The following is a 14,367-nucleotide window of genomic DNA, read 5'->3' as shown; positions in this document are numbered from 1 at the left end:
TTCCCAGGGCGTCGTGCACCTGATAAGCCGGATATCCAGAATGATCTTCATCGGAACGGCAGGTGGTCGTACACATGAGTCCCGCCGCAGCGCGCAGCCGCAACAGCGTCCTCGATCCCCGATATCGCAGACTGGTCGTCGTGCTCGCGGTGGTGCTGGTGGTGGTCGGGAGCGCCGTGACGGCGGCGTTCGCGTTCCGCGCCGTTCCGCCCCGGATGCAGGTCGTGGGCCTGGAGGGTGGATCGGTGCTCAACCGGGCCGAGATGCGCGAGGGACATCTGACCCTGGTGGTCCGGAGCGGGGGCGCGCCGGAATCCCTGACGGTGCGTCTGGACGGCGAGGAGGTCGAGGCCAGGGCAGTGGGGAACCGCCGCCTGCTCGTCGACGCCGCCGATCTGAGCGAGGGGCCGCACGAGGTGTCGCTCTCCTCGGAGAGCGGCATCGGCATGGACAGGAGCACCAGCCGGAAGTTCACGGTCGACACCGTGGCGCCCCGGCTGACCGTCGAGAAGGCGAAGGCGGAGTCGCTGCGTGAGCCGGCGACGGTACGCGGACGTGCGGAGGGCGCGGACACCGTCACCGTGGCCGGGGCCGAGGTCGAGGTGGGCGAGGACGGCTCGTTCTCGCACCGGCTGCGCAAGCCCCTGACGGAGGTCGAGGTCCGGGCGGCCGACGCGGGAGGCAACGAGACGACCGAGCAGGCCACGGTGCTCGTCAGCTACCCCGAGACCCGCGCCGTGCACATCACGGCCATCGGGTGGACCTCCGACGCCCTGCGGAAGCCGATCCTGCGCATGGCGGAGGAGGGGCGGATCAACGCCGTCCAGCTCGACATCAAGGACGAGGACGGCGAGATAGGTTACGACTCCCAGGTGCCGCTGGCGAAGCGGATCGGGGCGGCCAAGGGCTACTACGACGCCGAGAAGGCGATCCGTCAGCTGCACGACCGCGGGGTGCGCGTGGTGGGGCGCATCGTCGCCTTCCGCGACCCGATGCTGGCAGCCGCCTCGCACCGCGCGGGCAAGGACGACCGCCTCGTGCTGACTCCGTCCGGCGCCCCGTACAGCGGCGGCCACTACGGAAGCCTCGCGTTCACCAACTTCGCCAACCCGGCGGTCCGCAAGTACAACATGGACATCGCGGTCGAGGCCGCGAAGCTGGGCTTCGACGACGTCCTCTACGACTACGTGCGCCGTCCCGACGGGCCGATGTCCGGCTTCCGCTTCCCGGGGCTGGGCGACACGAAGCCGACCGTGTCCATCGCGTCCTTCATGGCCGAGACCCGTGAACGCGTCCGTCCCGAGGGTGCGTTCCTCGGCGCCTGTGTGTTCGGTGTGGCGGCGACGCGTCCCGACGAGATCGCCCAGGACATCCCCACCATGGCCGAACAGGCGGACTACATCGCACCGATGGTCTACCCGTCGCACTGGGCCGCCGGCGAGTACGGCGTCTCCGACCCGAACAGCAGTCCCTACCGGATCGTCAAGCGGTCGCTGGCGGACTTCAAGCGGCAGGTGAAAGGCACCGGTGCGCAGGTCGTGCCCTGGCTCCAGGACTTCTCCCTCGGCGTCTCCTACGGGCCGAACGAGGTGTCCGCACAGATCCAGGGGGCCCGGGACGACGGTCTCGACTCGTTCATCCTGTGGAACGCGGGAGCCCGCTACCACGCCGAGGCGCTCACACGCCACGACTGACGGCGTCGCCGCCGGCCTCCCGGGCATCCGCTCCCGACCGCAGCCGCGTGCCGAGCTGCGTGCGGGAGCGGACGCCCAGCTTGCGGTAGATCCGGGTCAGTGAGGCCTCGATCGTCTTGACGCTCAGGAACATCCGCGTCGCCACCTCCCGGTTGGTGGCACCCTCGCCGACCAGGGAGGCGATGCGCGCCTCGTTGCCGGTGAGGCTCTCCGCCCCGCCGCCCCCACCGGAACGCCGGGAGGGGAGAGCACCACCGGGCCCGGTCACGGAGAGGCTGCGCCCGCTCTGCTCGACCCAGGGGCGCGCCCCGCAGCGTTCGAACAGGGTGCGGGCGCGGTTCACGGCGCCGCGTGCGGCGGCGTGCCGGCGTCTTCGGCGCTCCACGCGCGCCCTCTCCAGCAGGCAGTGTCCGACCTCCAGGGGCTGCCCCAGTTCTCCGAACCGCAGTTCCGCATCCCGCAGCAGCTCCAGCGCACCGGCCGGATCGCCGCATGCCGCCCTGAGCAGCGCCTCGGCGCGGTCGAGTTGGGCGGCCACACCCGGACCCGCCGCACAGGACCCCTCCGTGCCACGCGCCTCCCGCAGCACGACCGCCGCGTGCTCCGTCTCTCCCAGCGCCGTCAGGCCGGCGACCAGATCGCCGTCCCACCGCACGACCTGCGGTGCACGGAGGCCCCGTTCGCGCTCCCCGGCGCGCACCCGCCGCAGCGCCTCGACACCGCCGCGCAGGTCTCCGTCGCGCATCCGGGCCTGCCCGAGCACGTGGAGGTTCCGGATGCCGTGGAGCACGTCGCGTTCCTCCTCCGAGGCACGCAGCCCCCGTTCGGCGTAGACGGCGGCACGGGCGATGCTGCCGCCCGCGAGTTCGGCGACGGCGGCGCTCCACCAGGCGGGGCCGGGGCTGAGCGAGGCCTCCTCGGTGAGGCGGACCGCCCGGTCCGCGTAGTCCAGCGCGTCCCGGCAGCGGCCGGTTCGCGCGGAGACCTCCGCGAGGGCCCGCAGCACGTGGACGGTTTCCTCCCCGGACCCCTGATCGACGAGGGCCAGCATGCCGAGCAGTTCCTGGCGCGCCTCGCCGAGCCGGTCCTCGAACAGCGCGAACCGGGCGGCGACGAAACGGGGGGAGGCGTGCAGCAGGCCCGGTGGCGCCGCGGCCGTCTTCCCGGCACGCTCCAGGAGGTCGCGGTGCTCGTGGCGACCCGCGACCAGGGCCGCCACGGCGCCGCCCGTCCACGCCATGGCCTCGGTCGCGCCGTCGCCCGCGCTGCGTGCCAGGGCCGCGGCCGACTCCGCCTCCCGGGCGCTGCGTTCCGGCTCGCCCCGCACCAGCGCCGCCCACGACCGGCGCAGCAGCAGGGGCGCGGTGAGCGCGGGGTCGTCTCCCGCCTCGAGCCGTGCGGCGGCGAACACCTCGTCCATCTCGGACAGCCCCTGTCCGGACAGGTCCAGCAGGGCGATGCGCGCCCGTACCCGTGCCGCGTCCGGGGCGTCGGACCCGAGGACGGCGTCCACGGCCCGGTGCACCAGGGCCGGCATGCCGGCGGCCGCTCCCGACTCGGCGGCCGCCACCAGCAGTGCGGTCCGTCTCCCCGCCCGCCTTGAGGACGTACGGTGGGCGGGCGCGTCGGCAGGTGCCGGTTCGCCGGGAGAAGTGTCGGCTGCCAGCAGGTACAGCTCCGCCGCCGCCCGGTGCGCGCCCCGCCTCGTAGCCGCCGCTGCCTGCTCCGCCAACGACCGGGCCAGAGCGGCGTCCGGGCCGGGAGCGGCCAGGGCGCGGTGCCGCGCCCGCTCGGCCGCGTCGGGGGAGGTGTCGGCGAGCGTGGCGTGCACGGCCGCGCAGCGGCCCGGCTCGGTGGACTCGGCGAGCACGGCGGCCACGGCGGGCGGCGTGAAGCGGACGGTCCCGCGGTCCGGGGAGACCAGCCCGGTGGTGGCCGCGATGCGGACGTCCTGGGCGGCCCCGGCGTGTCCGGCACGCACCAGCAGGTCGACCGTCGGGCGGGCGGCCAGTGCGGCGGTGAGGAGTGTGCGCCGCGTCCGCTCGGGCAGGGCGCCGAGTCGTTCGCCGATCAGGGTGTGGACCTGCTGCGGCAGCGGCGCGGGGCGCCCGTGCCGGGGCACGCGATCCGCGAAGGCTTCGGCGAGTGCCAGGGCGAGGGAGGGGTTGCCGCCGGACTCCGCGTGCAGGGTGTTGGCGATGCGGGCGGGGAGGCCGTGCCGGGCGAGGAGTTCGGCCGTCTCGTCGGCGGCCAGCGGCGGTACGGGGAGCACGGCGGCGGACGGCGCCGGCTTCCACGGCCCGGGGCTGTCCGCGGGCGCCGCCGGGTGCGTGGGCCAGCGGCCGGCGGTGACGGCCCGGACGCGGGGGCCCGCCGTCCGCCGGAGCGCGTGGCGCAGGACGTCGACGGTGGCGCCGTCCAGCCACTGCGCGTCGTCGACGAGGAGCAGCACCGGCCGCTCGGCGGCGCACCGGTCGAGCAGGCGGTGCAGCGCGTGCCGGTACACCGGCGGCTGCCGGTCGGCGGCGGGGCCCGCGGAGCTGCCGCTGCCGGACAGCAGGGCGTAGAGGGCGTTGCGTTGCGGTGCGGGAAGGCCGGCGAGCCGTTCGACGGGGACCCGTCCGAGCAGACCGACCAGGCCGGCGTACGGGGTGCCGCGCTCCGCCTCCGTTCCGGCCGTGCTCAGCACCAGTTCGCCGCGTTCGAGGGCGGCAGTGCCGAGACTGTCGAGCAGCGTGGAGCGGCCGATGCCCTGCGGGCCGGTGAGGACGGCGCCGGTGCCGGCGCCGACGAGCGATTCCAGTGCCGCGAGCAGCCGGGTACGGCCCACCGGTTGCCGCGGTGGGGGTCCCGGCCCGTCGGGGTGCACGGCGTTTTCGGCGATGGTCCTCCCCCTCCGGCGCGGGCGGGCGGCACGGCGGAGGTGACAGTAACCACCCCTGGAACGCGTCTCAATGGCGCGTGGGGCGGCGGAAGTGTCGCGGGCCGTGCGGGCGCACGCGGTGCGGCCCCGACCTCGGGTTCCCGGGTCGGGGCCGCACCGCGCTATCGGAAGGTGCTATAGGCCTGGGGCCGTGACCTCGGCGGTGTCAGGGGGTGGTCCACGCGACGGTGTAGCTGCCGGAGCCGCTGTAGGCGTGGACCTGGTAGCGGTAGTAGCCGGAGGTGCCGCTGTAGGTGATCTGCTCGTCGGGTCCGGAGCTGATCGACTCGTCGACGTCGGACCAGGAGGAGCCGTTCCACTTCTGCAGGTAGAGGTCGAAGTCGGCACCGTCGGGACCGTCGAGGCAGGCGCTGTGGGTGCCGGAGACGTCGGAGTGGTAGTAGCTGCCGTCGGGGTGCACGTCCACGGCGCCGCTGCTCACCGATCCGGAAGCGGTGTTGTCGTAACCGCCGCAGCTGGAGGTGCCGTTGACGGTGAGGTTGTAGCCGGTGGCGTCGGAGGCCGCGCTGCCGTCCCCGGTGAGCGTGACGGTGGCGGTGGTGGACGGGGCGTCCGCCGCGGCGGTCAGCGTCAGCGTGGTGGACTGGCCGGAGGTCACCGTCGCCGGTTGGAAGCTCGCGGTGACGCCGGTGGGCAGGCCCTGGGCGGAGAACTGCACGGTCTGGGCGGACCCCCGGGTGACGGTGGTGTCGACGGTCGCGGTCACCGACTGCCCGGCCTCGACCGTTCCGGAGGCGGGGGAGACCGAGAGCGAGAAGTCGTCCGCGGACTGCGTGCCGCCCACGGTCCACACGGCCTGGGCGATGGCGTCGGCGTTGCGGTTCAGGGCGGTGTCGTCGAGGTTGCCGATGTCGTCGCAGGAGCTGTGGTAGCAGGCGTCGTACGGCTGTCCGGCCGTGCCGCCCCACAGGGCGGCCTCCTCCGAGGTCTTGTAGCCCTCGGCGCCGGTGAAGGTGCCGCCGGCGGGGATGCCCACGGCGATGAACGGGCCGTAGTCGCTGCGGCCGTCGAAGTCGGTGCCGCGGGTCTCGACGCCGACCGAGGCGAAGTAGTCCTCGAGCACGGTCTCCAGATAGGCGGAGCCGTTGGGGCCCGGGCCGGAGCCGGTGTTGTCGGAGTCGTCGCCGTCGTAGACGAAGTAGCCCGCGTTCGGCGAGCCGATCATGTCGAAGTTGTAGTAGCCGTCGATGCGCTGCTGTTCGGTGGACGACAGCGAGTCGACGTAGTGCTCGGAGCCGATCAGGCCGAGTTCCTCCGCGCCCCACCAGGCGAACCGCAGGTGCTTGTCGGGCTGGTGGCCGGTGCGTGCCACCTCGAGGGCGACTTCGAGGATGCCGGCGGAGCCGCTGCCGTTGTCGTTGATGCCGGGGCCGGCGCTGACGCTGTCGAGGTGGCTGCCTGCCATCAGCACGTGGTCCGGGTCCCCGCCCGGCCAGTCCGCGATCAGGTTGTAGCCGGTCTCACCGAAGTAGCTGAAGCTCTGGACCTGCGTGTCGTAGCCGGCGGCGTCCAGTTCGTTCTGCACGTAGTCGATCGAGGCGGAGTAACCCGGCTCGCCGTGGGCGCGGTTGCCGCCGTTGGCGTCCGCGATGTCCTGCAGGGCGCCGAGATGGTCCTTGACGGCGGCCAGTTGGATGTCGGGTGCTGCGGCCGCTGCCGCCACGGCGTTCCCCCGGTCGCCGTCGCCGGCCGCGTGCGCGGCCGTGCCGGCGAGCGCGGTGCCGGACAACGACAGGGCCAGGACCGCCAGGGACGCGGCCGTGCGTCTGAGACTCGGCATTCCGTCCTCCCTCTGCTGGGTTCCCCCGTCGGGCAGTGGGCAGGGCGGGGACCGCCGTGCCCTGTGGTGAGGATCGGGGCCCGGAGCTCGGAGGGGTATCGGGGAAAACCCTTGTCGTCACGGAGAGATGAGGTGGCGGGGGAGGAACACGCAGGGAAACGCAACGTGTTCGTGACCACGCCGGGGTGCGCATTTAGGGCATCCGGCTTGTTGTCCGCGCGGTGATCACCGAGGATCAACCCTCCTTATTCTTTACAGGGAGTGAGAAATGGGCAACAGAATGTGGAGATCGGGGGCCGTCGTCGCCGCGGCGGTCGCGGCGCTCGGTCTCGTCGCCGGCTGCTCGGGCGGTTCGGACGCACCGGACAAGGAGTCCCCGGCGAACGGGGCGAAGGCCGGCACCTCCGCTGCGAAGGCGCTGTCGACCGCGGAGCTCACGGAACTGGCCCTGGAACAGGGCGATGTCGAGGGTTTCTCGATCGAGAAGGCGGCTGCGGACGACGCGGGGGCGCCTCCGCAGGGCACGAAGGCCGAACCGGCGGCCTGCTCCCCCTACATCGGCCTCGCCGCCCGCTCCGCGCCGGGCGACCCGGCCGGTGTGGTCGTGCGCACCGCCACCGAGCAGCGCAAGGGCGGCCAGGGCGCGCCGGACGGCGACGGGGAGGTCTCCGCGGAGGATCTGGACGAGCTGGGGAAGGCGCTGGACGACGCCCTGAGCGCCGCCGTGGTCCGGGTCTCGGTGGCCACCTATGCGGGTGGGGGCGCGGCGGACGCGATGGAGGAGCTGCGCTCCTGGACGCGGTCCTGCAGCGACGGGTTCACCGTGGCGGGCCAGAAGCAGAAGGTCGGCGGGGTCAGCGCCGACGAGCCGCTGCGCGGCGCAGACGAGGCCGTCGCCTTCACGGTGAACGTCGACATCGGCGGGGAGATCACGCCGATGGCCCGGTACACGGTCTACCGGGAGGGTGGCCTGGTCGCCGCCTTCCAGTCCACCAACCTCTCCGCACTCGCCGGTGAGGGGGATTCCGCCGACGCGCCCGCGCCGCTGGTCGAGGCGCAGTTGGCGAAGCTCGGCTGACGCCGGTGGCCGGCAGGCGGGCGCCGGCGGGCCGGCGCCGGACGGGGAGCCGCTCCGGTGCTCAGCCCGCTTCGGCGTCGGCCTCCGCCTGGCGCCTGCCGCGGTCGACGAGGCGCTCGTACCCGTAGTTCGAGCCGTCGATCGCGGCCTGCTTGGCGGGCTCGTCGTCGTCGCCCGCAGGCTCGCCGTCGACGTGCCCGGCGAGCGTCATGATGGCGTAGCGGCCCAGCGAGTTGACCGTGGTGCGGCATTCGACGTCGGTGCAGTACTCGGGCACGGCGCCGCCGGACAGGGCGTCCACGTTCGGCTCGTAGTCGCTCTTGACGGCCGCCGCGTCCTGCTCGGTCGGGAGGACGGCGATGCCGACGGTCACGGCCAGACCGCCGTTGTGGAGCGTGGCGCGGAACAGCTTCCGGCAGTCGTGCTGTTCCAGCAGCTTCCCCAGCGCGTCCGAGGCGACGGAGGCGCAGTCGGTGGTGGCGTCCTTCGCCGCACGCGTGTAGTCGCGCCCGTTGACGAGTGCCTTCGCCTCCGGGAACAGCGTGTCCGTGCTGAGGGGGGCGGTGTCCTTCTCCGGGTCCTTCAGGTAGTCCTGCGGGGGTGCCGGCGGCAGCTTGTCCTCGAAGGACGGCTCCGGTTCGGGCGGCAGGGTTTCCGGGCTGGGCAGGGCCTGCGACGGCCCGTCGGACGGGGAGCCGCCGCTCCCGGTCGTCACGGCCACGGCGACGATGCCACCGACGAGGAGTGTGGCCACTGCGGCGCCACCGATCACCAGTCGGCGCCGCCGGGCCGCACCCTTGCGTTCCGACTCCTCGGCGAGCGCGGCCCAGTCCGGTGTGGATCCTCCGGATCCGAACGGATCCCCCTGACCGTAGTTCATGGCGGCATCCTAAGCGGTCCGGCCCGGCGCACACGGGCCGGTGCCGCCCTGTCCCCGTCCGTCCCGGTCAGGCCGGGGAGGCCAGAGAGAGTGCGAACCTGCCCCGCGGGTCGGTCCACCAGTGCCGCAGCGCCAGCCCGGCAGCCGCCAACTCGGTGCGCACGCCGGCCTCGCGGAACTTCGCCGACACCTCGGTGCGCATCTCCTCGCCGGCGTCGAAGCGGACGCTCATGTCCACTGCCGGGATCTTGGCGTGCACCGGCCTGAGCGCCCGCAGCCGCATCTCGATCCGCTCGTGCTCCGCGTCCCACACCGCGACGTGTGCGAAGTCGTCCCCGTCGAAGTCGGCGCCGAGTTCGCGGTTGAGGACCGACAGCACGTTCTTGTTGAAGGCGGCGGTGACGCCCTCCTCGTCGTCGTAGGCCGCGACCAGGGTGCCCGGGTCCTTCACGAGGTCGGTTCCCAGGAGCAGCGCGTCGTCCTCGGCGAGCAGCGAGCGGACCATGGTGAGGAAACGGGCGCGCTCGTCGGGCAGCAGGTTGCCGATGGTGCCGCCGAGGAACGCCAGCAGCCGGGGGCGAGGCGACGCGGGGAGCGGGGGAGCGGAGGAGAAGTCCGCGACGAGAGCGCGCACCGTGAGGTCCGGGTGGTCCGCCAGGAGTGTCTCTGCCGCACCGGTGAGTGCGGACTCGCTGACGTCGACCGGTACGTAGTGCAGTCCGGGGCCGAGCGCATCGATGAGCAGCCGGGTCTTCTCCGAGGAGCCGGAGCCGAGTTCGACCAGGGTGCGGGCGCCGGAGGCGCGGGCGATCCCGTCCGCGCGGGCCTGCAGGATCTCCCGCTCGGCGCGGGTGGGGTAGTAGGCCGGGAGGCGGGTGATCTCCTCGAACAGTGCACTGCCGCGGGCGTCGTAGAACCAGCGCGGAGGGAGCGTCTTCGGCCGCCGTGCGAGCCCCCGTTCCACGTCGGCGCGGAGCGCCGCGGCCGTGGCGTCCTGCGGCAGGCTTCGGGTGAGGGAGAACGAGCTCACAGTGCGTGCTCCTCGGAGTGGGGACGAGCGGTCTCGTCGAGCGGTACGGAAGAGGGGGTGGCCGGTGCCGCGGGGCGGGCGTCGAGCGGGGTGAGCCGCACGGACGCGGGGTCGCCGGTGAGCAGGTGCCGGTCGGGCACCGCCGTCCAGAGCGGGTCGTCGTCGTACGGTTCGGAGGCCACGACCAGTGCCTCGCCGCCGCGGTGCAGGTACCACAGCTCGTCCCCCCAGGCGGTGGCCGCGAGGGTGCGGTCGTCGCAGAGGAGGAAGTTGAGCCGGGAGCCCGGGGCGGCGCGCCCCAGTTCGAGGGTGACGGCGGTCAGCGCCTCCCCGGGACCGCCGTCCTCCCCGAGCCGTTGCTGGACCATCGCCCAGGCCAGCGCGGAGTCGCAGCGTGCCTCCAGCGACAGCAGCGCCTCGGCGGGCAGTGCCGCGGCGGGCCCGGACACCGAGCGGGGCCAGCCTGTCAGGGAGCCGTTATGGCTGAACAGCCACCGCCCGGCCGTGTACGGGGCGACGGCGGACTCGTCGGCCACACAGCCCTCGGTGATGTCGCGGACCGCGGCCAGGACGGCGTGGGAGCGTACGGTCCGGCACAGGTCGTCGAAGAACGGGTCGGCCCAGACCGGGCGGGCGCGCCGGTAGCGCGCGGGCACGGGATCCTCGGGCGTGTACCAACCGACGCCGAAGCCGTCGGCGTTGACGGTGCCGTGGCGCTGGCGGCGTGGCGCCCAGGACTGCCGGTGGAGGGAGTGCGAAGGGCTGCGCAGCAGCGTCCCCAGCGCGAGAGGCGGCCCGAGGTAGGCGAGGTGGCGGCACATCAGGCGGGACCTCCCGCTGCGCGTTCGTGGTGCCGCGTCGCCGCGGCCTGCTCGGGTTCCGCGTCGCGCGCGGTGCGGAACCCGGAGAAGATCTGGCGCCGCACCGGGTGGTCCCAGTTGCGGAAGGTGCCGCGGCAGGCGACCCCGTCGACCGCGAACGAGCCGCCGCGCAGCACCTTGTAGTCGCCGCCGAAGAACACCTCGGAGTACTCCCGGTAGGGGAACGGGCGGAACCCGGGGTAGGGGAGGAAGTCGCTCGACGTCCATTCCCACACGTCGCCCATCAACTGCCGTACGCCGAGGGGCGAGGCACCGTCGGGATAGCTGCCGGCCGGTGCGGGTCGGAGGTGCCGCTGGCCCAGGTTGGCGTGCCGGGGTTCGGGGTCGGCGTCGCCCCACGGGTAGCGACGGGAGCGGCCCGTGGCGGGGTCGAACCGCGCCGCTTTCTCCCACTCCGCTTCGGTGGGCAGCCGGCGGCCCGCCCACCGGGCGTACGCGTCGGCCTCGTACCAGCACACGTGCTGCACCGGCTCCTCCGGCGGCACCGGTTCGGTGACCCCGAACCGGTCGCGCAGCCACTGGCCGCCCTCGCGTGTCCAGAACCGGGGTGCGTGCAGGCCGTGCCGGTGGATGTGCGCCCAGCCCTCCGTCGTCCACCACCGCGGGTCGTCGTAGCCGCCGCTCTCCACGAAGTGTGCGTAGGCGCCGTTCGTGACCGGCAGGGTGTCGATGAAGTACGCCGCCGAATCCCGCCGGTGGGCCGGGCGTTCGTTGTCCAGCGCCCAGGGCTCGGTGTCGGTGCCCATGGTGAAGGGGCCCCCGGGGACGAGGACTTCCCGGGGCAGCAGGGACGCGTCCGCCGGTGCGGGCGGAGGCGGGGCGGCGGTGAGGACCGCGGGTCCGTTCCGGAGCTGGTGGGTGATGAGCATCGTCTCGTCGTGCTGCTGCTCGTGCTGCGCGATCATGCCGAACGCGAAGCCGCCGTCCAGCAGACCGCTACCCCGCAGCGGACTCCTCTCCAGCACGTCCAGGGCGCGTCCGCGCACCTCCGCGACGTAGGCGCGGGCCTCCGCCGGCGGCAACAGGGGGAGCGACGGGCGCTCGGCCCGCGGGTGCTCGAACGCGTCGTACAGCGGGTCGATGTCGGGGCGGATCGCCTCCCGCCCGCCGACGGCGCGGAGCAGCCACTGCTCCTCCTGGTTGCCGATGTGCGCGAGGTCCCACACCAGGGGCGACATCAGCGGGGAGTGCTGGGCGGTCAGGTCGTGCTCGTCGACGGCGCTGGTGAGCAGGGTGGTGCGGTCCCGCGCGGCCGTCAGGACGTGGAGGGCACGGCTGCGGAGCGCCTCGGGGTCGTACGGCATCGTGCGGTGGGCGGTGGTCATCGGAACTCCTTCGATACGGCCGTGGCGCCGGGACGTGTGACGCCGCTGGCGCCGGTGTCCCGGGCGGGCCCCCTCCGGGTGTACGTGTCGAGCACGTCGTCGGCGGGGCAGCGGCCCCGCTCCAGGTGGTGTGCGGTGAAGCGGTCGACCGCTGCCAGGACCTCCGGCGCCGCGCCCAGGCGCGGCAGTGCTTCCCGTGCCGCGGTGAAGCAGAGGCGGGCCGCAGCGTGCAGTTCGGGGTCGGTCAGCGCGTCCCGCGCGGCCCGGCGCCAGAGCGGACTGCGGGGTGCCGGTTCCTCTCCCTCGAGGTCGGCCAGCGGCTTCACGGCCCGGTAGGCGCTCTCGGCGGCGGCCGGATCGTCGAAGAGCGCGGTGGTCACCGCTGCAGGAACGATCCAGCCGTCGGCACCGGGCTGCGCGTCGATCATGCGCAGTTCGAGATGGCCGCGGGGGCGGACCGGAGGGAAGAGTGTCGTCAGGTGGTAGTCGAGGTCCTCCGGCACCGGCCGCCGCGGGCCGGCGCCCCGCAGCCACTGGCGGAAGGTGAAGCCCCGGCCGGGCGGCACCGCCCAAGGGGCGTCGTCCGCACCCCGCACACACAGCACGGGCGCGTCGAGGGCGTACCGGGTCCAGGCGGTGCGGGGCTCGTGCCGCAGTGAGGGGGCGGCGGTGCGTCCGGGATCGATGGCGGCCCACACCGTCTGCCGCGTCGAGCGCCAGCCCGTCGGCACCCCGTGGTGGAGCGGTGAGTTGGCGAAGGCGGCGAGCAGTACCGGGCCGAGCAGGTGCGCGAGCAGCCAGCGACGGGCGTGTCCGGTCGGGCCCGGCTCCTCCGTTCCGGCGTCCACGCAGACCTGGACGGAGGCGGAGTTGCACATCATGGCCCGCCCGGCGGGGCCGGACCGGTCGAAGTACGCCTCCATGGTGCGGTAGCGCGGCAGGTCCAGTACCCGGCGGGCCGGGCGGCACGGGTCGAGGCCGTGCCCGGCGAGCGCCAGGCCGTGTGCGGCGAGGCAGCGGCGTACGGCGGTGAGGTCGCTCTGCAGCGAACGCACGCAGGAGGGGAGCGACGGAGCGGGGGCGGAGCTGAGTTCGAGCTGTCCGCCGGGCTCGACGGTCAGGGAGGAGAGAAGAGGCAGAGCGCGCAGTGCGCGGAGGGCACTCTCGTAGCGCGCGGGATCGGGACCCCGGAGGAGCGGGAAGGTCGGCAGGGCGTCGTCGCCACCGCCGGAAGGCGGGTCGTGCGGGTCGTGCGGGTCGTGCGGGCTGTGCGGGTCGTGCGGGCTGGGCAGGTCGTGCACCAGCCATTCGAGTTCGACGCCGACACGGCGCGGTGGACCGGTCTTGAAGCAGATGCCGTGGATGCGGGCCGCGGCCTCGGACTCGGTGAGCGGATCGCCGCTCCGGGCTGGATGCGCACGGGCCACGGGGACTCCCCTCGCAGAGGTGGACGGTGCGCTTTCGCACACCCCGTTTCGGTGGTCCTCGGGACATGGTAGGCACGATCAGCGGCGTGCGCGACGGGTTCCGGCCCGGGCCCCCGGCGTGTCGGGACGCGCGGCCCCGTCCGGTGCGCGCACGGGACTCCGCTCAGCGCGGGCGGGCCGCCGCCATGCGGGTCACGGCCTCGGCGAGCAGGTCCGGACGGGTGGCGAAATTGAGCCGGACGAAGCCGGCGCCTCCGGTGCCGAACACCTCCCCGGGCACCAGTGCCACCCGTCCCTCCGACAGGAACGCGGCAGCGGGGTCGTCCCCCAGGCCGAGCCCCGAGCAGCCCAGCCACGCCAGGAACGTGCCCTCCGGCGGCCGGTACCGCACCCCGGGAAGCCGCTCCGCCAGCAGATCCCCGAGCAGCTTCCGGTTGTCCGCCAAACCCGCGAGCAGGCCGTCCAGCCAGGCCCCGCCGTCCCGCAGCGCCGCGGTGTGCGACAGCACGCCGAAGTGCGAGGCCCCGTTGCCCACCTCCGCCGGCATCCGCGCGAGATCGTCGGCGGCCGCCTCTCCCGCCACCGCCACAGCGGCCTTCAGGCCCGCGAGGTTCCACGCCTTGGAGGCGGAGAACAGTGCGATGCCGCGTGCCGCTCCCGGCACCGAAAGGTACGGAGTGAAGGCCGGGCCGCCGGGCGGCACCAGCGGCGCGTGGATCTCGTCCGCGACCACCCGCACCCCGTACCGCTCGGCAAGGTCCGCGAGGGCGGCCAGTTCGGCGGCGGTGTGCACCGTCCCCGTGGGGTTGTGCGGGCTGCACAGCAGCAGCACGGCCCGCCCGCCGCCCGCCGTGGCGGTGCGGAACGCCGTCTCCAGCGCTTCGGAGTCCAGCCGTCCGGCCCCGTCCAGCGGCGCCTCGACCAGCCGCCGTCCGAGCCGGGCGACCAGTGCGAGGAACGGCGCGTACACGGGCGGAGTCACCACCACGGACTCGCCGGGCGCGGTGAGGAGCCGCACGACCTCCGCCGCGCCCTGCATCACGTCCGGTACCAGCCGGGTCCGTTCCTCGGGGACGCGCCACCCCCACCGCCGCGAGGCGAAGTGGTCCAGTGCCGCCGCGTACGGCCCGGGGCCCTCCGCGTAGCCGGTGTCGCCGAGCGCCACCGCCGTGTGCAGCGCCTCGGCGACGGGCGGGGCGAGCGGCACGTCCATCTCGGCCACCCACAGCGGCAGCACGTCCGGCGGGTGGAAGCGCCATTTGGTGCTGGTGCGCCGCCGCAGCCCCGCCGGGGAGCACTGCATCAGCGGATCGGTCCGCGTCGCCTGG

10 protein-coding genes are annotated in these 14,367 nt (G+C 74.1%); 2 read left to right on the top strand and 8 right to left on the bottom strand.

Annotation, left to right across the window (positions count from 1 at the left end; translation table 11 throughout):
• Positions 1-74: 74 nt before the first annotated feature.
• Positions 75-1,694, top strand: a complete 1,620-nt coding sequence (locus ACL06G_RS12530) for a putative glycoside hydrolase (protein WP_412787663.1) — start codon at positions 75-77, stop codon at positions 1,692-1,694.
• On the opposite strand, the gene ACL06G_RS12525 is transcribed toward ACL06G_RS12530, so the two are convergent.
• Together ACL06G_RS12525 and ACL06G_RS12520 are read right to left on the bottom strand one after the other, a co-directional pair.
• Positions 1,678-4,524, bottom strand: a complete 2,847-nt coding sequence (locus ACL06G_RS12525; protein WP_412787664.1) for a helix-turn-helix transcriptional regulator — start codon at positions 4,522-4,524, stop codon at positions 1,678-1,680. The two genes, ACL06G_RS12530 and ACL06G_RS12525, sit on opposite strands and share 17 nt — an antisense overlap.
• Before the next feature lie 259 nt (positions 4,525-4,783).
• A complete protein-coding gene (locus ACL06G_RS12520) occupies positions 4,784-6,418 on the bottom strand; it encodes a M28 family peptidase (RefSeq protein ID WP_412787665.1) in 1,635 nt (544 codons plus the stop codon).
• Between the two features lie 268 nt (positions 6,419-6,686).
• Here ACL06G_RS12520 and ACL06G_RS12515 point away from each other — a divergent pair, with 268 nt between their 5' ends.
• The gene (locus ACL06G_RS12515) at positions 6,687-7,496 is read left to right on the top strand and encodes a hypothetical protein (RefSeq protein ID WP_412787666.1); all 810 of its coding nucleotides are present in this window, start codon (positions 6,687-6,689) and stop codon (positions 7,494-7,496) included.
• A 61-nt stretch (positions 7,497-7,557) separates the two neighbouring features.
• Here ACL06G_RS12515 and ACL06G_RS12510 read toward each other — a convergent pair whose 3' ends face one another.
• From ACL06G_RS12510 to ACL06G_RS12485, 6 genes are all read right to left on the bottom strand, one after another.
• Positions 7,558-8,376 (bottom strand): hypothetical protein, encoded by an 819-nt coding sequence (locus tag ACL06G_RS12510; RefSeq protein ID WP_412787667.1) that lies wholly within the window; start codon positions 8,374-8,376, stop codon positions 7,558-7,560.
• Between the two features lie 67 nt (positions 8,377-8,443).
• The gene (gene egtD / locus ACL06G_RS12505; protein WP_412787668.1) at positions 8,444-9,406 is read right to left on the bottom strand and encodes an L-histidine N(alpha)-methyltransferase; all 963 of its coding nucleotides are present in this window, start codon (positions 9,404-9,406) and stop codon (positions 8,444-8,446) included.
• A complete protein-coding gene (gene egtC, locus ACL06G_RS12500) occupies positions 9,403-10,227 on the bottom strand; it encodes an ergothioneine biosynthesis protein EgtC (RefSeq protein ID WP_412787669.1) in 825 nt (274 codons plus the stop codon). The genes egtD and egtC overlap by 4 nt, the downstream gene beginning before the upstream one ends.
• On the bottom strand, positions 10,227-11,612 hold the full coding sequence (gene egtB / locus ACL06G_RS12495) for an ergothioneine biosynthesis protein EgtB (RefSeq protein ID WP_412787670.1): 1,386 nt from the start codon (positions 11,610-11,612) through the stop codon (positions 10,227-10,229). The genes egtC and egtB overlap by 1 nt, the downstream gene beginning before the upstream one ends.
• Complete coding sequence (gene egtA / locus ACL06G_RS12490; RefSeq protein WP_412787671.1) at positions 11,609-13,039, bottom strand: ergothioneine biosynthesis glutamate--cysteine ligase EgtA; 1,431 nt, start codon at positions 13,037-13,039, stop codon at positions 11,609-11,611. Before egtA ends, egtB begins: the two co-directional genes overlap by 4 nt.
• A 163-nt stretch (positions 13,040-13,202) precedes the next feature.
• Positions 13,203-14,342, bottom strand: coding sequence for a MalY/PatB family protein (locus ACL06G_RS12485; RefSeq protein ID WP_412787676.1), 1,140 nt, complete (start codon positions 14,340-14,342; stop codon positions 13,203-13,205).
• Between the last annotated feature and the right edge of the window lie 25 nt (positions 14,343-14,367).

Origin of the sequence: Streptomyces callyspongiae (assembly GCF_047200695.1) — a bacterium.
Classification (GTDB): domain Bacteria; phylum Actinomycetota; class Actinomycetes; order Streptomycetales; family Streptomycetaceae; genus Streptomyces.
Note: the sequence above shows the minus strand (reverse complement) of the source record. Positions and strands in the feature narration are given on the sequence as shown.